General features: G+C 64.6%; 18 protein-coding genes. 10 read left to right on the forward strand and 8 right to left on the reverse strand.

Annotated elements, in window-relative coordinates; all coding sequences use genetic code 11:
- Window positions 1–70 precede the first annotated feature (70 nt).
- Window positions 71–568: a hypothetical protein gene (locus JQ603_RS27050; RefSeq protein WP_018648252.1), complete on the reverse strand. Its 498-nt coding sequence runs from the start codon at window positions 566–568 to the stop codon at window positions 71–73.
- A 461-nt stretch (window positions 569–1029) separates the two neighbouring features.
- On the opposite strand from JQ603_RS27050, the gene JQ603_RS27055 reads away from it, so the two are divergent.
- The 7 genes from JQ603_RS27055 (at window position 1030) to JQ603_RS27085 (ending at window position 7754) form a co-directional block, all read left to right on the forward strand.
- On the forward strand, window positions 1030–1263 hold the full coding sequence (locus JQ603_RS27055; RefSeq protein ID WP_008553259.1) for a hypothetical protein: 234 nt from the start codon (window positions 1030–1032) through the stop codon (window positions 1261–1263).
- A gap of 193 nt (window positions 1264–1456) precedes the next feature.
- Window positions 1457–2341 carry a squalene synthase HpnC gene (hpnC, locus tag JQ603_RS27060; protein ID WP_212343717.1) on the forward strand — a complete coding sequence of 295 codons (885 nt, stop codon included), beginning with the start codon at window positions 1457–1459 and terminating at the stop codon, window positions 2339–2341.
- Complete coding sequence (gene hpnD, locus JQ603_RS27065) at window positions 2331–3170, forward strand: presqualene diphosphate synthase HpnD (RefSeq protein WP_212343718.1); 840 nt, start codon at window positions 2331–2333, stop codon at window positions 3168–3170. The genes hpnC and hpnD overlap by 11 nt, the downstream gene beginning before the upstream one ends.
- Window positions 3170–4426: a hydroxysqualene dehydroxylase HpnE gene (gene hpnE / locus JQ603_RS27070; RefSeq protein ID WP_212343719.1), complete on the forward strand. Its 1257-nt coding sequence runs from the start codon at window positions 3170–3172 to the stop codon at window positions 4424–4426. Before hpnD ends, hpnE begins: the two co-directional genes overlap by 1 nt.
- A gap of 64 nt (window positions 4427–4490) precedes the next feature.
- Window positions 4491–6443, forward strand: a complete 1953-nt coding sequence (shc, locus tag JQ603_RS27075) for a squalene--hopene cyclase (protein ID WP_212343720.1) — start codon at window positions 4491–4493, stop codon at window positions 6441–6443.
- Window positions 6440–7189, forward strand: a complete 750-nt coding sequence (locus tag JQ603_RS27080; protein WP_212343721.1) for a phosphorylase — start codon at window positions 6440–6442, stop codon at window positions 7187–7189. Before shc ends, JQ603_RS27080 begins: the two co-directional genes overlap by 4 nt.
- Window positions 7190–7379: 190 nt before the next feature.
- On the forward strand, window positions 7380–7754 hold the full coding sequence (locus JQ603_RS27085) for a hypothetical protein (RefSeq protein ID WP_212343722.1): 375 nt from the start codon (window positions 7380–7382) through the stop codon (window positions 7752–7754).
- Window positions 7755–8422: 668 nt separating this feature from the next.
- On the opposite strand, the gene hpnH is transcribed toward JQ603_RS27085, so the two are convergent.
- Together hpnH and ispH are read right to left on the reverse strand one after the other, a co-directional pair.
- Window positions 8423–9583: an adenosyl-hopene transferase HpnH gene (gene hpnH, locus JQ603_RS27090; protein WP_212343723.1), complete on the reverse strand. Its 1161-nt coding sequence runs from the start codon at window positions 9581–9583 to the stop codon at window positions 8423–8425.
- A 36-nt stretch (window positions 9584–9619) separates the two neighbouring features.
- Entirely contained in the window at window positions 9620–10546 is a 927-nt protein-coding gene (gene ispH / locus JQ603_RS27095) for a 4-hydroxy-3-methylbut-2-enyl diphosphate reductase (RefSeq protein ID WP_212343724.1), read from the reverse strand.
- A gap of 455 nt (window positions 10547–11001) precedes the next feature.
- On the opposite strand from ispH, the gene JQ603_RS27100 reads away from it, so the two are divergent.
- A complete protein-coding gene (locus tag JQ603_RS27100) occupies window positions 11002–13590 on the forward strand; it encodes an MMPL family transporter (protein ID WP_212343725.1) in 2589 nt (862 codons plus the stop codon).
- Here JQ603_RS27100 and JQ603_RS27105 read toward each other — a convergent pair.
- Window positions 13558–14235: a DUF2147 domain-containing protein gene (locus JQ603_RS27105; protein ID WP_212343726.1), complete on the reverse strand. Its 678-nt coding sequence runs from the start codon at window positions 14233–14235 to the stop codon at window positions 13558–13560. The genes JQ603_RS27100 and JQ603_RS27105 overlap by 33 nt on opposite strands.
- Before the next feature lie 142 nt (window positions 14236–14377).
- On the opposite strand from JQ603_RS27105, the gene hpnO reads away from it, so the two are divergent.
- Together hpnO and JQ603_RS27115 are read left to right on the forward strand one after the other, a co-directional pair.
- Window positions 14378–15769 carry an aminobacteriohopanetriol synthase HpnO gene (gene hpnO, locus JQ603_RS27110; RefSeq protein ID WP_212343727.1) on the forward strand — a complete coding sequence of 464 codons (1392 nt, stop codon included), beginning with the start codon at window positions 14378–14380 and terminating at the stop codon, window positions 15767–15769.
- Between the two features lie 116 nt (window positions 15770–15885).
- Complete coding sequence (locus JQ603_RS27115) at window positions 15886–16290, forward strand: GFA family protein (protein WP_212343728.1); 405 nt, start codon at window positions 15886–15888, stop codon at window positions 16288–16290.
- 18 nt (window positions 16291–16308) lie between these two features.
- Here the strand turns inward: JQ603_RS27115 and JQ603_RS27120 are convergent, their stop codons facing one another.
- The 4 genes from JQ603_RS27120 to JQ603_RS27135 all read right to left on the reverse strand — a co-directional run bounded on the left by JQ603_RS27120 (window position 16309) and on the right by JQ603_RS27135 (window position 19030).
- Window positions 16309–17076, reverse strand: coding sequence for an anti-sigma factor family protein (locus tag JQ603_RS27120; RefSeq protein ID WP_212343729.1), 768 nt, complete (start codon window positions 17074–17076; stop codon window positions 16309–16311).
- Window positions 17073–17621 (reverse strand): sigma-70 family RNA polymerase sigma factor, encoded by a 549-nt coding sequence (locus JQ603_RS27125; protein WP_212343730.1) that lies wholly within the window; start codon window positions 17619–17621, stop codon window positions 17073–17075. The genes JQ603_RS27120 and JQ603_RS27125 overlap by 4 nt, the downstream gene beginning before the upstream one ends.
- A gap of 109 nt (window positions 17622–17730) precedes the next feature.
- Window positions 17731–18066, reverse strand: coding sequence for a cupredoxin domain-containing protein (locus tag JQ603_RS27130; RefSeq protein WP_212343731.1), 336 nt, complete (start codon window positions 18064–18066; stop codon window positions 17731–17733).
- A 19-nt stretch (window positions 18067–18085) separates the two neighbouring features.
- Complete coding sequence (locus JQ603_RS27135; protein ID WP_212343732.1) at window positions 18086–19030, reverse strand: metallophosphoesterase family protein; 945 nt, start codon at window positions 19028–19030, stop codon at window positions 18086–18088.
- Window positions 19031–19164: the final 134 nt, after the last annotated feature.

Raw genomic sequence — 19164 nt, forward strand, 5'->3', positions numbered from 1 at the left:
GTTGATGTCAGCAAAAAGCCCCCGGCTCGCGAGAACCGGGGGCGTGTTCCTCATCGGTTGGGAAGAGCGATCAGCCCTTCGTCATCGTGATGTTGACGCCGCGGATCTCGCCTTTCGAGCTGATCTGCACCGTCTGCTTGGTGCCGTTGGTGCGCAGCGACAGATTGGCCGCGAAGCCGTTGGCCTCGACGAACACGTCGATCTGGCCGCCGCCGGCGGTGCCCTGGAGATTGCCGAAGATGTTGCGGCTCGCCTCGCTCCAGTTGCCGGAGATGCGGTCGCCCTGGCTCGTCACGTCGCTGGTGAGGTCGAACTTGTAGCTGTCGGAGGCGCAGTGCAGGGCCTGCTTGAGGTTGAGGCCGCTGCCGGCGACCTTGTAGTCTGCCTTGCAGCGGATGCGCTCGGTGGAGCCGTCGGACAGCGAGACCGTGCCGGTGCCGGTCCACGCGCCGTCGAAGCCGGCAAACGGTCCGGACGACTGTGCATGGCTTGCAGAAACCGAGAAGAGCAGCGCAGCGCCAACGCCGGCCGCAGTGATTGCCAGTCCAGATCGTCCAAAGAATTTCATCACAAATATCCCGTTTTGGAACGACGTCCGTTGAGGGTTAAGGACGTCTCGCCACATCGAAGGTTTAGTGTTCCGAGCCTGTCTCAGGTTCAACGCGCCGGGACCAGAGATGGCGGTTCACCGGGCGCCGGCGAAGGGCCCGGGCCACGCGATTTGCCCTGTTTCGGGGTGTTTCCGGCCGAAAGGGCGGGGCGGAGAGATGCAGCGCTGCAACAGCCGTGCAGTAAAATGCGAACCTTCTGAATTATGATGTAGTATCAATCTCTTACATCTGCCAATGAAGGCGCAGGGAAGACCTGATTTGGTGGGGGCGGCGCCAATTTGGCCGCATTTGCCAGTGCTTGTGCCTTCTCTGAGGCCGCAACTTTCGCGGCGACTTGCCATCAGAACAATCCGTTCCGGCTCTCCGCCCAGTGCTGTCCGGGATCGGTGCGATTCTGCCGTCAGAATGAAGGAATACAATGCGTAAGCTTCTCGTCGCTCTCACCCTGCTGTCGGCATCCCTTTCGACGGCGGCGTTCGCCCAGCAAGGGCGCGGCACGGACGCCGAGCAGAAGGCCTGCACGCGCGATGTGCAGAAGTTCTGCCGTCCGGTCATCGACCAGGGCGATTTCACCATCCTGGCCTGCCTGAAGGAGAACCGGGCCAAGATCTCCCAGGCCTGCGACCAGGTCCTGAAGAACCACAACCAGTAAGCTCGGCCATTGGCCTACCCAAGGCGGCCCCCGGGCCGCCTGTTCGGGGGCGATCCGCACAGGGCGGCCATCGACAGACAGGATTGGTTTTGCGGCCGTATTCCCCTATATGGGGGCCGCGGCGGCATCGCCGGCATGAGCCCGCGCGAGCGAAAAAGCCCTTCCTGTCCAAACGATTGTTAACCAGCCCTCGATGACCTCAGCGAGCGAATTGCGATCCGGCAAGGGTGACCGCGACGAGAATTTTCCCGTCGCGTCCTGGATCATTCATCCGCGTCATCGCGCCCTGATCCTGGCCTATTACAATTTCGTCCGCACCGCCGACGACATCGCCGACCACGCCACGCTGCCCCCCGACCAGAAGCTCGCTTATCTCGACCTGCTGGAGGCGGAGCTGCTCGGCAAGGGCGACACCCAGCTTGAGGCCGTCACGCTGCGCCGTGCGCTGGCCGAGCGCGGCATGGCGCCGCGTCACGCGCTCGACGTGCTGATCGCGTTCCGCATGGACGTGACCAAGCTGCGCTACGAGACCTGGGACGAGGTCATCCACTATTGCCGCTATTCGGCGATGCCGGTCGGCCGCTTCATGCTCGACGTCCATGGCGAGAGCACCTCGACCTGGGCCGCATCGGACGCGCTCTGCGCAGGGCTCCAGATCAACAACCACTTGCAAGATTGCGGCAAGGATTTCCGCGAGCTCAACCGCGTCTACCTGCCGCGCGATGCGCTGGCAGCACACGGCGCCTCCGTCGAGCAGCTTGGACTCGCGCAGTCGCCGCCGGCGATGCTGGCCTGCCTGCAGTCGCTTGCCGCGCGCAACGAGGCGCTGCTCGACGAGGGCAGGTCTCTAGCCGCGGAAATCAGGGATTTCCGCCTCGGCGTCGACGTCGCGGTGATCCAGTCCTATGCCGACCGCATCGTGCGCTTGCTCAAGGTGCGCGATCCCCTGCGCGAGCGCGTACACCTGAACAAGTTCGAGCTTCTCACCTTCAGCCTCGCCGGCATGGTCGGCGAAGTCGGCCGCCGTGCGATCGGACGCAAGGCCATTTCCAGACCGGGGACTGCACATGACGCTTGAGGCGACCACGCCCGGCGCCAGTTATGGCTCGACCGCATCCGGCAGCTCGTTCTATGCCGCGATGCGCATCCTGCCGCACGACCAGCGCGAAGCGATGTTCCAGATCTACAGCTTCTGCCGCCAGGTCGACGACATCGCCGATTCCGACGGCCCGCGCGACGAGCGGCTCGCCGCGCTTCAGGAGTGGCGCAATGACATCGACGCGCTCTACCAGGGCAATCCGCCGCCGCGGCTGAAGGACTACGTCGCCTCGGTGAAGACCTTTGGGCTCAAGCGCGAGGATTTCCTGGCCATCGTCGACGGCATGGAGATGGACGTGCCGCAGGACATCCGCGCGCCCGACATGGCGACGCTGGATCTCTACTGCGACCGCGTCGCCAGCGCCGTGGGGCGGCTGTCGGTACGGGTGTTCGGCATGCCGGAAGAAGACGGCGTCCTGCTCGCCTACCATCTCGGCCGCGCGCTGCAGCTCACCAACATCCTGCGCGACATCGACGAGGACGCCGGCCTCGGCCGGCTCTATCTGCCGCGCGAAGCGCTGCTGCATGCCGGCATCACCTCCAACGATCCGAACCGCGTGATCGCCGAGCGCGCGCTGCCGAAGGTCTGCGTGCCGCTGACGCAGCGCGCCAAAGCGCATTTCGAGAAATCGGACGAGATCATGAACCGCAACAAGCGCCGCGCCGTGCGCGCGCCGCGGATCATGTCGAAATACTATCACTCCATTCTGGACCTCCTGATCGCGCGCGGTTTCAACGCGCCGCGCGAGCCGGTGCGTGTGTCGAAGGTCACACGCATCCTGATCCTGCTCCGTTACGCTTTCATCTGATGCAAAACACAGCTCACATCATCGGCGCTGGAATTTCCGGCCTCTCCGCCGCCGTGCGGCTCGCCAATGCCGGCTTCAAGGTCGCCGTGCACGAGGCGACGCACCAGGCCGGCGGCCGCTGCCGGTCCTATTTCGACGGCGCCACCAATCTCACCATCGACAACGGCAATCATCTGCTGCTGTCGGGCAACAGCCACGCGCGCGCCTATGCGCGTGCGATCGGCACCGAGGCCGGCCTCGTCGGCCCTGACAGCGCACAGTTTCCCTTCGTCGATATCAAGACCGGGCAGCGCTGGCAGATCGATCTCGGCGATGGCCGCTGGCCGACCTGGGTGCTCGATGAAGGCCGCCGCGTGCCCGACACGGGCCTCACCGATTATCTCAAGCTGGCGCCGCTGATCTGGGCGTCGGAGGAGACGCTGGTCGGCAAGTCCATTCCGACCGAAGGCATCCTCTACCAGCGCCTGGTGCAGCCGCTGCTGCTCGCCGCGCTCAACGTCGATCCGCCCGAAGGCTCGGCCGGGCTCGCCGGCGCGATCGTGCGCGAGACGCTGCTCGCCGGCGGGCAGGCCTGCCGTCCGCTGATCGCGCGCGACGGCCTCAGCGCGGTTCTCATCGAGCCCGCCGTGAAGTTTCTGCATGAGCGTGGCCACTCCGTTCAGCTCGGCCATGAGCTGCGTTCGTTCGTCAGCACCGACGGCAAGGTGACCGCGCTGAATTTCGGCGGCGAGGATGTGATCCAGCTCGGTGCGGGTGACGTGATCGTGATGGCGGTGCCGCCGCGCGCGGCAGCGAGCCTGCTGCCGGGCCTGAAGACGCCGACCGAATTCCGCGCCATCGTGAACGCGCATTTCCGCTTTGAGCCGCCGCCGGGCTCGGCGCCGATCCTCGGCGTGATCGGCGGCGTCGTGGAATGGCTGTTCGCGTTCCCGAACCGGCTCTCGGTGACCATCAGCAACGGCGATCGTCTCGTCGACATGCCGCGCGAGGAACTCGCGCAGGCGATCTGGGACGATGTCTGCAAGGCGGGCGGTGTCTCCGGCGAGCTCCCGCCCTGGCAGATCGTGCGCGAGCGCCGTGCCACATTTGCGGCGACGCCTGCCCAGAATGCCCTGCGTCCGGGGCCGGCCACTGCGCTGAAAAACCTGTTCCTCGCCGGCGACTGGACTGCTACGGGATTGCCGGCAACCATCGAGGGATCGGTCCGGTCGGGTGACCGCGCCGCCGATCTGGTTCTGGCCGCCAAAGGATCCTGACAAGCGGCCCTGACGGGCAATGTCCCGGTCAACTTTCAATCGACTATCGGAGCAATCGAGCGACATGGATTCCGTGAACGCGACCAGCCGCGAAGCTTTGGAATCGAGCATTGCGTCGGCCACCCAAGGCGTCCTCGGCTTCCAGCAGTCCGACGGCCATTGGGTGTTCGAGCTCGAGGCCGACTGCACGATTCCGGCCGAGTACATCCTGCTGCGCCACTATCTCGCCGAGCCGGTCGACACCGTGCTCGAGGCCAAGATCGGCAATTACCTGCGTCGCGTGCAGGGCGCCCATGGCGGCTGGCCGCTGGTGCATGACGGCGAGTTCGACATGAGCGCCAGCGTGAAGGCTTACTTCGCGCTGAAGATGATCGGCGACTCCGTCGATGCCCCGCACATGGTGCGTGCGCGCGAGGCGATCCACGCCCGCGGCGGCGCGATCAACAGCAACGTCTTCACCCGCTTCCTGCTCGCAACCTTCGGCGTCGTGACCTGGCGCGCGGTGCCGGTGCTGCCGATCGAGATCGTGCTGCTGCCGTTCTGGTCGCCGTTCCATCTCAACAAGATTTCCTACTGGGCGCGCACCACCATGGTGCCGCTGATGGTGATCGCCGCGCTGAAGCCGCGCGCGAGGAATCCGAAGGGCGTCGGCATCGACGAATTGTTCCTGCAGGATCCGCGCTCGATCGGCATGACCGCGAAGGCGCCGCATCAGAGCATGGCCTGGTTCCTGCTTTTCCGTTCGCTCGATGCGATCTTGCGCGTGATCGAGCCGCTGTTTCCGAAGAGCCTGCGCAAGCGCGCGATCGACGCCGCGCTCGCCTTCACCGAGGAGCGGCTCAACGGCGAGGACGGCATGGGCGCGATCTATCCGCCCATGGCCAACATCGTCATGATGTACGACGCGCTCGGCAAGGACGAGAACTTCCCGCCGCGCGCGATCACGCGCCGCGGCATCGACAAGCTGCTCGTGATCGGCGAGGACGAAGCCTATTGCCAGCCCTGCGTCTCGCCGGTGTGGGACACGACGCTGACCGCGCACGCGCTGCTGGAAGCCGGCGGCGACAAGGCGGTGCCTGCGGCCAAGCAGGGCCTCGACTGGCTGATCCCGCGGCAGGAGCTCGAGGTGAAGGGCGACTGGGCGGCGAAGCGGCCCGACGTGCGTCCGGGCGGCTGGGCCTTCCAGTACAACAACGCGCACTACCCCGATCTCGACGACACCGCCGTGGTGGTGATGTCGATGGACCGCATGCGCCGGGAGCACGGCGCGACCGGCTACGATGCCGCGATCGCCCGCGGCCGGGAGTGGATCGAGGGCATGCAGAGCGACGACGGCGGCTGGGCCGCCTTCGACGTCAACAACCTCGAATATTACCTCAACAACATCCCGTTCTCGGACCACGGCGCGCTGCTCGATCCGCCGACCGAGGACGTCACCGCGCGCTGCATCTCGATGCTGGCCCAGCTCGGCGAGACCGAGAAGACCAGCAAGCACGTGGCCGACGGCGTTGCGTACCTGCGGAAGACCCAGCACCCGGAGGGGTCCTGGTACGGCCGCTGGGGGATGAACTTCATCTATGGAACCTGGTCGGTGGTCTGCGCCCTCAACATGGCCGGCGTCCGCCACGACGACCCCATGATCCGGAAGGCCGCCGACTGGCTGGCCTCGATCCAGAACGACGACGGCGGCTGGGGCGAGGACGCCGTCAGCTACCGGCTGGACTACCGGGGATGGGAAGCCGCCCCCTCGACCGCCTCGCAAACGGCATGGGCTTTGCTTGCCCTGATGGCGGCTGGCGAGGTTGATCACCCGGCCGTCGCCCGCGGGGTGGAGTACCTGATTGCAACACAGAACGAAAAAGGACTGTGGGACGAGCAGCGGTATACCGCCACAGGCTTCCCCCGCGTGTTCTATCTACGGTATCATGGTTACCCAAAGTTCTTTCCGCTGTGGGCGTTGGCGCGGTATCGGAACTTGCGGAACACCAACAGCAGGGTGGTAGGGGTCGGAATGTGACTTTGGGGACGGGGGACTATATTACCGCGGGTAATGCCATCGACCCGCGGCCGATACTGATCGTGACCGGATTGGTGCAGGAGGCCCGAATTGCGGCCGGGCCTGGCATGGCGGTCATCTGTTCATCCAGCAGCCCGACCCAGTTGCGGGCGCTGCTGACGGTGGTGGACCCCGAGACGATTCGCGGCGTGATTTCGTTCGGCGTGGCCGGCGGGCTGGACCCGACGTTGCGTTCCGGCGACGTCGTGCTGGCGACCGAGGTGCTCTCCGGCGATACCCGCTGGGCCGCCGGCCTGTCGCTCGGCGACGACCTGATCGAGCGCCTGACCTCCGGCCGCCGCCGCGTGGTGCGCGGCAGCCTCGCCGGCGCCGAGGAAGTGGTCACGAAGAGCTCCTGCAAGGCGGCACTCCACTCCGAGACCGGAGCCTCCGCCGTCGACATGGAAAGCCACATCGCCGCCGCCTACGCCGCCGAGGCCGGGCTGCCCTTCGCCGCGGTCCGCGTCATCAGCGATCCCGCCCACCGCGCCCTGCCGGCGCTCGCCCGCGCCGCGATCAAGCCGAACGGCCAGATCGACCTCGCCGCCGTGCTGCGCGGCATCGTGCGCAACCCGGCAACGCTGCATGCGCTGGTCTCGACCGGCATCGACTTCAACCGCGCCCTGCGCTCACTTCGCGGCTGCCGCGACTATTTGATCGGCACCGAGCTGATCGACAACGAGGCGCTGGTGTCGAAGGCGGCCTGAGCGGAGTCTTTGCGCTGATAAAACAAAAGGCCCGGTAGCCATTGGCGTCCGGGCCTTTTGCTTTGGGGGCTTCTGCGTGACTTCGTAGGATGGGTTTCGCGAAGAGCTCAACCCATCCTACGGGCTTGGTTATCCGTTTGAGGCTCAGAACGAAATCTGTGTAGAGGTTCAAATGGGACGAGTAGGCCGTGTGTTGATTGGATTGGCAATCGCGCCGATGACTCCAACCTTACTGTTGGGGCTGTTCTCAGTATTCTTTGTGGGGGGCCGCGACATACGATGGATCGCAAACATGAATGCGATGCTAGGGTATCCGGCAGCAATCGTGTTTGGAATTCCTGCCTATTTGTATCTCGAACGCAACAACTACAGAGCGGTGCAGCACTATATGTTCGCTGGCGCGTGCATGGGTGCGTTAACGTACTATTCTATCATCGTATGGGTATCTCTTTCCGCAAGAGGGCTGCAAAGTAACTTGCTCTTGTCTCCATTTACATTTTTGGGGATCTTTTTTGGAGCTCTCTCGGCAACGGCGTTTTGGCTCATTGCCGTCAAAAGCCCGTAGGATGGGTTGAGCCCTTGCGAAACCCATCTCTTCTCGATCACCGTTCTCCGTAATCGCGGTCATCATTTGACCGCTCGACGCGATCCGTCAGCGATAGCTTCCGCTCCGCCAGATTGACGGTGAAGAAGAAGCATCCACCCGGAACGAAGTTGCGACGGTACGCGGTCATGACGCACAACGAAACGATTGAGATGGGTTTCGCAAGAGCTCAACCCATCCTACGTGCTATGGCCGCTAGCCGGTAGCGATCTCCGAAAGAGGGCAGCATGGCATAGTGCCACTGTTTTGCCCGACGCGTCAAATCGTGTTCGTAAAATGCGAAATTTACGCCGCCTTGAATCGCGCCCGGCCAACGGCGTGTTTGGCTACGAAAAACAGCCCGTGCCGCAGATGCCGCGATGCTTGCCGGTTTGCATCCGATTTGATCAACGCCGGCAATGGTTTGACGGAGGAGGCCCTGTGCGGGCCACAGCCGCGGTTCTACTGTGCATGGGGTTGTTTTTCATTTTTTTGTAGGAGGGCTCCCGAGCGGGCGAGGCGAGGAGGGCAGGGCGCGTCGCCTGCGGACCGTCTCTGGTCTCTCCGGCGGCGCCCGCGCCGAACAAGCAAAAGGCCCGGTCGCCATTAGCGACCGGGCCTTTTGTGTTTCGATGTTCGTAGCCCGCGCTTTACGCGGCCGTCGAAGCCTTCTGCGCGGCCTTGGCCTGCGCGGCCGCGGCTTCGTCCTTGCGGATCTCGGAGAGCTTCTTCTGGACCTGCTCCGAGAAGATGTACTGCGCCGGGCGCTGCTTCGACATGTCGATCTCCGGCACCATGGGGCCCGAGGTCTTGATGCCGCGCAGTGACACCCACATCGCCTTGATCGGGTTGTTGAGCGCAGCGGTCGCTGCTGTCGGCTCGTAGCCGCAATGGGCCATACAGTCGGCGCACTTCTCGTACTTGCCGGTGCCGTAGGTTTCCCAGTCGGTGGTGTCCATCAGCTCCTTGAAGGTTTTTGCGTAGCCTTCACCGAGCAGGTAGCAGGGCTTCTGCCAGCCGAAGATGTTGCGCGCGGGCATGCCCCACGGCGTGCACTCGTATTCCTGGTTGCCGGCGAGGAAGTCCAGGAACAGGCCGGAATGCATGAAGTTCCACTTCTTGCCCTTGCCCATGGCGAAGACGTCGCGGAACAGCTTCTTGGTCTTGGTGCGGTTGAGGAAGTGCTCCTGGTCCGGCGCGCGCTCATAGGCATAGCCCGGCGACATCGAGACGCCGACGCCGAGCTCGACGGTGAGGTCCAGGAACTTCGCGATCTCCTCGGCCGGATGGCCGTCGAAGATGGTGGCGTTGACGTTGACGGTGAAGCCGCGCGCCTTGGCCGCCTTGATCGCGGACACGGCGCGGTCGAACACGCCCTTCTGCGACACCGCCTTGTCGTGATGGTCCTTCAGGCCGTCGAGATGCACGGAGAAGAACAGGTAGGGCGAGGGCTCGAACAGATCGAGCTTCTTCTCGAGCAGCAGCGCGTTGGTGCAGAGCGAGACGAACTTCTTGCGCGCGACGAGGCCGCGCACGATCTCGCCGATCTCCTTGTGGATCAGCGGCTCGCCGCCGGGAATGGCGACCATCGGCGCGCCGCACTCGTCGGCGGCGTCCCAGCACTCCTGCGCCGTCATGCGGCGGTTGAGGATCGCGTCGGGATAATCGATCTTGCCGCAGCCGACGCAGGCGAGGTTGCAGCGGAACAGCGGCTCCAGCATCAGCACGAGCGGGTAGCGCTTGCGGCCAAGCAGTTTCTGCTTGAGCAAATAGCCGCCGATACGCATTTCCTTGAAGAAGGGGATTGCCATTACACGTTTCTTTCTGGGCTTGAAATTCTGGGTGGGTCAGCTCGCAGCCAGTTGGGCCGGAAGCCGGAATTCGATGTTTTCCTCGCGACCGGGGAGCACCTGGACCTTGACCGGTCCGATCCGCCGCATCGCTTCGATCACGTCATCCACGAGTACCTCAGGCGCCGAGGCGCCGGCCGTGACGCCGACGGTCCTGGCATCTTTCAACCACTCCGGATTGAGCTCGCTGCCGTCGGCAATCAAATAACTCGCGACGCCGGCTTCGGTGCCGATTTCGCGGAGCCGGTTCGAGTTCGAGCTGTTGGCAGCGCCCACCACCAAGATCACGTCGACCAGCTTGCTCAAGTCCCTTACCGCAGATTGGCGGTTCTGTGTCGCATAGCAGATATCCCGGATATCCGGGCCTTGAATATCTGTAAAGCGGGCCTGGAGGGCCGCAATGATGTCCCTGGTGTCGTCGACCGACAGGGTGGTCTGGGTGATGTAGGCCACTGGGCTATCCGGCGGCAGGGTCAGGGCCTTAACCTCTTCAACGCTTTGAACAAGCAGCACCGGCCCCGGGACCTGGCCCATCGTGCCCTCGACCTCGGGGTGGCCGGCATGGCCGATCAGGATCAGGGTGCGGCCCTTGGAGATGTACCGCTTCCCCTGATTGTGAACTTTCGTGACCAGCGGGCAGGTGGCATTGAGCACCGGAAGGTCGCGCGCGGCGGCCTCTTCCTCGACGCTGCGGGCGACGCCATGGGCGCTGAAGACCGTGACCGCCTTCGGCGGAACCTCGGACAGCTCCTCGACGAAGATGGCGCCCTTGTTCTTCAGGCTCTCGACCACGTATTTGTTATGCACGATCTCGTGGCGCACGTAGACGGGCGGGCCGTATTTCTCCAGGGCCCGTTCCACGATCTCGATCGCACGCACCACGCCCGCACAGAAGCCGCGCGGCTGCGCCAGATAAACTTCCATAGGACGCCCATCACGCAAGTTGCACCAATTCGCTTCTCTGTCCCCAGCGGCCCTGACCAATGGGTTGCAATAAACGCACCATTGGCCTCGCGCACGCGGTAACCGCCCACCCCAACTGGGCCCCGGCGCATGGAGGCACAGCACTTTGTGTCAAAAAATCGGCAGAAAGGAAAGCTCGGATGAAACCATGTTCCCTGCCGGCTGAATTTCGCGGTACCATAGTATAGGAATTGCCGTGAGCAAAATGGCGACATTTGTGCTCACCCCTTCGTCACTTTCCCGCCTCAACTCCACGGCTATACCGACCGCCCCGCATGATTTTGCCATGGTCTCCCGCCGTTTACCTCGAACCCTTGTTGCGGCGAGAACCACCCAAAACAGCAATAGGTTTCGCCCGGGAACTCCGATAAACAGCGGGCGTTTCCGGCAAGCTGTTAACACCAGAAAGAAATGATGTGCTGCAAAGCGTAGTCGTTGCCATCGTCAGGGCCTGCACCCGGTTTGCCTCCCTCGTCGTCGTTCTCGGGCTCCTGCTGTCGGTGGCCGCGGGCCATTACGCTGCGCGCCATTTCGCCATCAACACCGATATCAATTCGCTGATTGCCCAAAATCTCGACTGGCGGCAGCGCGACCAGCAATTCGACCGCGCCTTCGACCGTGACGCGACAATTCTCGCGGTCGTCGAGGCCAAGACGCCCGAGTTGACGACCGCCGCGGCGGACGCGCTCTATGCGAAGCTGAAAGACGACAAGACCAATTTCGTGTCGATGCAGCAGCTCGGCACCGGCGAGTTCTTCGAGCGCAATGGCCTGTTGTTCCTGCCGACCGAAGAGGTCGCCAAGGCGACCGGTCAGTTCGAATCCGCAGCGCCCCTGATCGAGATCATGGCCGGCGATCCCTCGATCCGCGGCCTGACCGGCGCGCTCGAGACCGGGCTTGCCGGCGTCAAGCGGGGGCAGGTGAAGCTCGACGGCACCGAGCGGCCCTTCAACCAGATCGCGCAGACCGTCGAGACCGTGCTCAACAAGGGCAATGCGACGTTCTCCTGGCGCGAGCTCGTCAGCGACGAGCCGCTGTCGGATTCGGACAAGCGCGCCTTCATCGAGTTCAAGCCGATCCTCGACTACAACGCGCTGGAGCCCGGCAAGGACGCCACGGATGCAATCCGCAAGGCCGCCGCCGACCTCGATTTTCCGACCAAATTCCAGGCGCGGGTGCGGCTGACCGGTCCGGTCCCGATCGCGAACGAGGAATACGCCACCGTTCAGGAAGGCGCCGTCGTCAACGGTGTCGGCACCGTCCTCGTCGTGCTGCTCATCCTGTGGCTGGCGCTGCATTCGGGGAAGATCATCTTCGCCGTGTTCATCAATCTCTTCGTCGGCCTCGCGATCACGACGGCGGCCGGCCTGATGATGGTCGGATCATTCAATTTGCTGTCGATTGCGTTCGCGGTGCTGTTCGTCGGCCTCGGCGTCGATTTCGGCATCCAGTACAGCGTCCGCTATCGCTCGGAGCGCTACAAGCACAACGACCTCCGCGGTGCGCTGGTGCTGGCTGCGAAACGCTCGGCGGTGCCGCTGTCGCTGGCGGCGATGGCGACCGCGGCAGGCTTCCTTTGCTTCATGCCGACGGACTACAAGGGCATCGCGGAGCTGGGCCAGATCGCCGGCGTCGGCATGCTGGTGGCCTTCCTCTCCTCGATCACCGTTCTGCCGGCAATGCTGAAGTTGCTGAACCCGCCCGGCGAGATGGAGCCGGTCGGCTACGCTTTCCTCGCGCCGCTCGATCACTTCCTGGAGAAACACCGCGTGCTGGTTGTGGGCGGCACGCTTCTGCTGGCGCTCGCCGGCCTGCCGCTGCTCTATTTCATGAAGTTCGACTTCAACCCGATGAACCTGCGCAATCCGCACGCCGAGTCGATCGCGACCTTCCTCGACCTGCGCAAGGATCCCAACACCGGCGCCAATGCCATCAACGTGATGACCACGTCCGAGGAGCAGGCAAGGCAGGTCGAGGCGAGGCTCGAGAAGGTGCCCGAAGTGCTCCGGGTGATGTCGCTCGACAGCTTCGTGCCCCAGGACCAGCAGCCGAAGCTGAAGCTGATCGCGCAGGGCGCCAAGGTGCTGAATCCCGCGCTCAACCCCGACCAGATCGATGCGGCGCCGACGGACCAGGAGAACGTGGAGTCGCTGAAATCCTCGGTCGACAATCTGCGCCGGACTGCCGGTGACGCCAAGGGGCCGGGCGCGGTCGCCTCGCGCCGGCTCGCCGATGCGCTCGAGAAGCTCGCCAATGGCGACGAGGCCACGCGCAACAAGGCGCAGGACGTGTTCGTCACGCCGATGAAGATCGTGTTCGACCAGCTCAGGAACGCGTTGCAGGCGGGTCCCGTCACCCTGAGCTCGCTGCCGCCCGACCTCGTCAGCGCCTGGAAGAGCAAGGACGGCATCATCCGCGTCGAGGCGCTGCCCAAGGGCGATCCCAACGACAACGACACGCTGCGCAAATTTGCGGCGGCGGTGCTCAAGGCCGAGCCGACCGCGATCGGCGGGCCGGTCTCGATCCTGAAATCCGGCGACACCGTGGTGAAGGCGTTCATCCACGCTGGCATCTACGCGCTGCTCGTGATCGGGCTCTTGCTGTGGATCACGCTGCGCCGGTTCGTGGACGTGCTGATGACGCTGGTGCCGCTTCTGGTTGCCGGTGCCGTGACGCTCGAAATCTGCGTGTTGATCGGCCTGCCGCTCAACTTCGCCAACATCGTCGCGTTCCCGCTGCTGCTCGGCGTCGGCGTCGCGTTCAAGATCTATTATGTCGTGGCCTGGCGCTCCGGCAGAACAAACCTGCTTCAGACCAGCCTGACGCGCGCGATCTTCTTCAGCGCGCTGACGACGGCGACCGCATTCGGCAGCCTGTGGCTGTCGAGCCATCCCGGCACGTCCAGTATGGGCAAGCTGCTCGCGCTCTCGCTGGTGACGACGCTCGCCGCCGTGCTGCTGTTCCAGCCGGCCCTAATGGGCAAGCCCCGCAATGTCAGGGAGTAGGCAGATGTCGCCGACGGGATCGGCGGCGCCCTTCTGACCGGGCTTGGTCGCAGCGGCCGTCTTCGCGGCCGGTGCGGGTGCTGTGGCGCCGGTTGTGGCTTGGGGTGCCTGGGCTGTTTGTTGGGCTGCTGGTTGCGCTCCTTGTTGCGCTCCCTGGGCTTTCGGCGCCGCGCTGGTGGACTTCGGCGCGCCCTTGGCCATGGCGTTGGCGGGGCTCAAGGGGATCGGCGGCCCGACTCGGGTCCAGGTCTCGCCACCACACAGGAAGCCCATCACGCAGCCCTTGATTTCGAGCTGGTCGGTGCCGATAGGTGTGATGGTCGCGCTGTAGGTCTGGCCGTCTTGCGCGTTATAGACCTGCCCTTCCCACTGATCGGCGCCGGGCTTCTTCTTCATGTCGATCAGGGTCGGCATGCCCAGCGTCGGCCTGTTCTTTTTCGACACATCCGGGTTGTTCTCGTCGCGGCCGCCGGGCTTCTTCTCCCAGGAAACGGCGCCCCACATGCTGCCATTGCACTGGGCGACACGGATGTTGGCGACGCCGTCGGCGACCCGCCAGTCGCCGGTGGGATCGGCGGCGAGGGCAGGCGTCAGGCAGGCGTAACCGCCAGCCAGTATTATTCCGGTGTAAAGGGCCAAACGCATGAGTGTTCCTTGGCAGTGCAACATGATCTAAAAGCTGTGCTTGCGAAGATGGTCCGAAAAAGGGCAAAAGGCCGCACAGACCGTTTTCAGGAACGGTCCGTTTTCAGTTGACGAGACGGCCCTCAACCGAAGTATGTAGCGGATGCACAGTCCAAATCCAGACATGTCTCAGCTGTTCGCGGACCGGCAGGCCCAGCGCAGCGCCCTGCATAATCGTTATCTGAACGAGCAGTTCGTCCGCGTCCTCAAGACCATCGGCTACGATGTCGGCTTCCAGAAGGGGCAGGGGCAGTACCTCTACGACCGCGAGGGCGCGCGCTACCTCGACCTGTTGTCCGGATTTGGCGTGTTTGCGATCGGGCGCAACCATCCGGTCATGCGCGAGGCGCTCAAGAGCGTGCTCGATGCCGACCTGCCCAACCTCGTTCAGTTCGACGTCTCGACGCTCGCCGGCGTGCTGGCCGAGCGCCTGCTGAAATACGTTCCCTATCTCGACAAGGCGTTCTTTGCCAATTCCGGCGCCGAATGCGTCGAGGCCGCGATCAAGTTCGCGCGCGGGGCCACCGGGCGCCCCGGCATTGTCTATTGCGCCCACGGCTATCACGGCCTGACCTATGGCGCGCTGTCGCTGACGGGTGATTCGAATTTCCGCACCGGTTTCGAGCCGCTGCTGCCGGGCTGCACCCCGGTCCCGTTCAACGATCTGGCCGCGCTCGAGAAGGCGCTGGCCTCGCGCGAGGTCGCGGCCTTCATCGTCGAGCCGATCCAGGGCAAGGGCGTCAACATGCCCACCGACGAGTTCCTGCCGGGAGCTGCCGCGCTCTGCAAGAAATACGGCACGCTGTTCGTCGCCGACGAGATCCAGACCGGCATGGGCCGCACCGGCCGCTTCCTCGCGGTCGAGCACTGGAACGTCGAGCCCGACATGGTGCTGCTGTCGAAGTCGCTCTCGGGCGGCCATGTGCCTGTCGGCGCGGTGCTGACGCGCAAGAGCATCTTCGACAAGATCTTCAACCAGATGGACCGCGCGGTCGTGCACGGCTCCACCTTCTCCAAGAACGACCTCGCCATGGCCGCTGGCATCGCCACGCTCGATGTCATGGAGTCCGAGAAGCTGATCGAGTCCGCCGCCAAGCGCGGCGCCGAGCTGCGCCTGGCGCTGACGCGCATGGTGCCCGGCTACGAGCTGTTGAAGGAAGTGCGCGGCAAGGGCCTGATGATCGGCGTCGAGTTCGGCCCGCCGAAATCGCTGCGCCTGCGCGCCTCCTGGAACGTGCTGGAGACCGCCAACAAGGGCCTGTTCTGCCAGCTCATCACCGTGCCGCTGTTCAAGGATCACAAGATCCTGACGCAGGTCGCCGGCCACGGCAGCCACACCATCAAGCTGCTGCCGCCGCTCACCATCACCGAGGAAGATTGCGGCTGGATTGAGCGCGCCTTCGACGACGTCATCGCCGGCAGCCACAAGGTCCCCGGTGCGATCTGGTCGCTCGGCAAGACCCTGGTGGACAACGCGGTGCGGCGGTCGGCTTAAGGCTCCGCCGCGGCCTGGTGTCGCGACCTGCGGCCTGCTGAAGCAGTCCGCCTCCCGAAACTCAAAATCGGCACTTACTTTCCCGGCATTGACCCTGACCGGGAGAGGAGTGAGCCATGCCTGTGACTGGCGGCTGTCATTGCGGTGCGATCCGCTATGAAGTGAGCGGCGACACGATGGTGCACGCGCTCTGCCATTGCGTGGATTGCCGCCGCCATTCCGGGGCGCCGATGGTCGGCTGGGCGATGTATTCGCTCGACGCGGTCAAAGTGGTCCGTGGCCAGCCGAAGATCTATCATTCCTCCGAGCATGGACGCCGGCACTTCTGCGCCGATTGCGGCACCGGGCTGTTCTACATCAACGAAAGCCTGATGCCTGGAACCATCGACGTCCAGAGCGGCACCTATGACGATCCCAACGCCGTTCCGGCGACAATGCACATCCAGGTCGCCGAGCGGATTGGCTGGATGGAGCGCGCCCACGAACTGCCCGTGTTCGAGCGGTTTCCTCCGCTCGAATGACGGCGTGCGCCGGCGCAGCTATCCCTCCACATTCGCCTTCATCGCCGCTTCGAACTTGTCGACGAATTCAGCGAGCTCGTCGGCGCCGAGATCACTGACGGCCCAGAAGTTCAGGCCGCGGCCGCCCCAGCGGCGGCAGTTGAAGCCCTGCATGGTCTGGGTCTTCGGCGGCCGGTGCTCGGTGCTCGCGGTTTGCGACACGAACAGATTGATCACGTGCTGCCGGCGCCGGTAGACCACCGCGCCGATGGCGCGGGCGTCGATATAGTCGAGCCGGCCGCCGACCAGCGTAAAACCTTGCGCGGTGAGGTCGATCACCGGCGGGGCGACGTCGAGCTTGCCGTTGAACCAGGGCTTGACGGTGTGCTGGTCGGTCGAGACCACGTCGGTGAGGTGGCCGGCCTGGAGCGAGCGCAGATGCGCGGAGACGACTTCCGAGAGGATACGCTGCTGGTCGTCCTGGCGCAGCACCACTGCGACAACGCCGGAGGCGGCGAGCGCAGAGACGGCCGATCCCATCGCAAAGCCGCGCAGCACGGAGCGGCGACTCGGTTGCTGGCGCTGCGGCTGCGGCAGCGAGGCCTCGATGCGGGCGCGCAAGTCCGCCGGCGCGGTGTAGCGCAGATTGGTTTCTGCGAGCGCGCGGTGCATCTCGCGCTGCGCGGCAAGCTCGGCGGCGCAGTCCGGGCAACCGGTGATATGGGCTTCGACCTCGCGCGCGTGGCCGGCGTCCAGCTCGTTGTCGAGCAGCGCGTGAAGCAGGATCCTTGCTTCGTCGCAGGTCATTTCGCTTGCTCCTCTTCCGCCGTCCAGGCTGCGCGCAGCATGGCGCGGGCGCGGGCGAGGCGGGACATCACGGTGCCGACGGGCGCGCCGACGGCCTCGGCGATTTCACGATAGGACAGGTTGTTGATCTCCCGCAGCACGAAGGTTTCCTTGAAGGGGTCGGCGAGCGCGTCGATCAGCTTGCGGATCGCGCCGGCATCGCGGCCGCGCAGCACTTCGGTCTCGGGGCTCGCCTCGCTCTCCTGCCAGAGCGGCGTCTGCTCGTCGGCGCCGGGCGTGTCGTCGATCGCGCTGGGCCGGTGCGCGCGCCGCGCATATTCGGCGTTGCAGACGTTGCGCAGGATGGCGAACAGCCAGGGCTTCATCGCCGGGCCGCGGTAGCTGTCAAAATGCTTCAGCGCGCGCAGATAGCACTCCTGCACCGCGTCCTCGGCGTCGGAGGCATCGCGCAGCAGGTAGCGCGCGAGCGTGTAGACGTCGTCGAGATAGGGCAGCGCCGCCTCGCGGAAGCGCCGTGCCTTCTGCACATCGTCTGTGGCGGGCATCGCTCCTCGCTTTGCCTCCGCTTCTTCTTTTGCCGTGACTGCAGGCTCATGCGCCCGGCCGGCGTGGGACCACCGGCCGGGCAGGACGTTGATGCCTTGGTTGGAGACGTTACTCAACCTTGATCATCCCCGTCATGTGCGGGTGCAGCGAACAAAAATATTTGTAGTCGCCCGCATTGGTGAAGGTGAAGGAGAACCTGTCGTCGGTGTCCAGGGTCTTGGACCTGAACTTGCCGGCCGACACGATGGTGTGCGGGATGTCGTCCCGGTTGGTCCAGGTCACGGTGGTGCCGACCTTGATCTTGAGCTCGGCCGGCTGGAAAACGAAGTTGTCGATGTGCACGTCCATGTCGTCGGCGCGGGCTCTTGTTGCGGGCAACAGCATGGCCGCGGCCAGAGCGAGACCGAAATCGACACCGAAGTCGCGGCGGTTGAGAGTCTTCATTGTCAGCTTCCGTTCAGCCTTAACCCTGGAGCGGTGTGTCGATGATCGCGAGCCGCTGCTCGTTCTGCTTGAAGTTGATGCTGGCAACGCCGAGCATGGAGCGCAGCCTTGCGTCCTCGACCTTCATGGGGCCGGGCGAGGGAGCGGCTCCCGGCGCCGGCTGCGGGAAGGCGGTCGAGCGCGCGGTGTGGAAGGTGACGTTGCCCTCGACCTTCTGCATCACCTGGTGGATGTGGCCGTTGAGCACGGTGACCGAGCCAAAGCCCTTGACGTATTCGAGCGCGCGGCCGCCGTCCTCGGTGCCCCAGCCCCATTCGGGATAGACGGTCCAGAGCGGGATGTGGGCAAACAGCACGATCGGGGTCGATTTCGACTTGCCGCGCAGATCGTCCTCGAGCCAGGCAAGCTGCTCGGCGCCGAGATTGCCGAGCCCGCCGGCCTTGAGGTCGACGACGTTGACCAGGCCGACGAAGTGCACGCCGCCGGCGTCGAACGAGTACCAGCCGTGGCCCTTGGTGCCGCGGCCGTAACGCTCGCGATAGAGTTTCACCTCCTCGTCGATGAAGTCATGCTCGCCGGGGACGTAGTGCACGTCGAGCTTGGTCTGCGAGATGATGCGCTCGGCATTGTCGAACTCAGCGGCTTTCGACAGATGCGTGATGTCGCCGGTGTGGATCATGAACGATGGCCTTGCCGGCATCGCGTTGATCTTGTTCACGGCCTCTTCCAGCGTGCCGAGCGCGTTGGGATTGGCCGGCTTGTCGAAGCCGACATGGCTGTCGCTGATCTGGAGGAAGCTCATGCCGGGCGTCGCCGCCGTTGCGGCCTCAGCCGAATCGATGATGCCGAGCGAGCGCGGCACGCCGCCCGTGACGGTCCAGAGCACCCCGGTGCCGGCCCAGGTCATGCATTCGAGCACCTTGCGGCGGCTGACGCCGTCATCTGCGTGATCTTGTCCGCTCATCGCGCCTCTCCACGTCGCCCGGAATTGGGCTTCGGGGAGGTGATCGGGGGAGGGGGAGACTTATTCCCTGTTACGATGACGATTTCGTGAGGGGGAGATCTGTCGCCTGGATGGAGCGAAGCGTAATCCGGGGT

The sequence above is a fragment of the Bradyrhizobium liaoningense genome (assembly GCF_018130825.1).
Lineage (GTDB): Bacteria > Pseudomonadota > Alphaproteobacteria > Rhizobiales > Xanthobacteraceae > Bradyrhizobium > Bradyrhizobium liaoningense_B.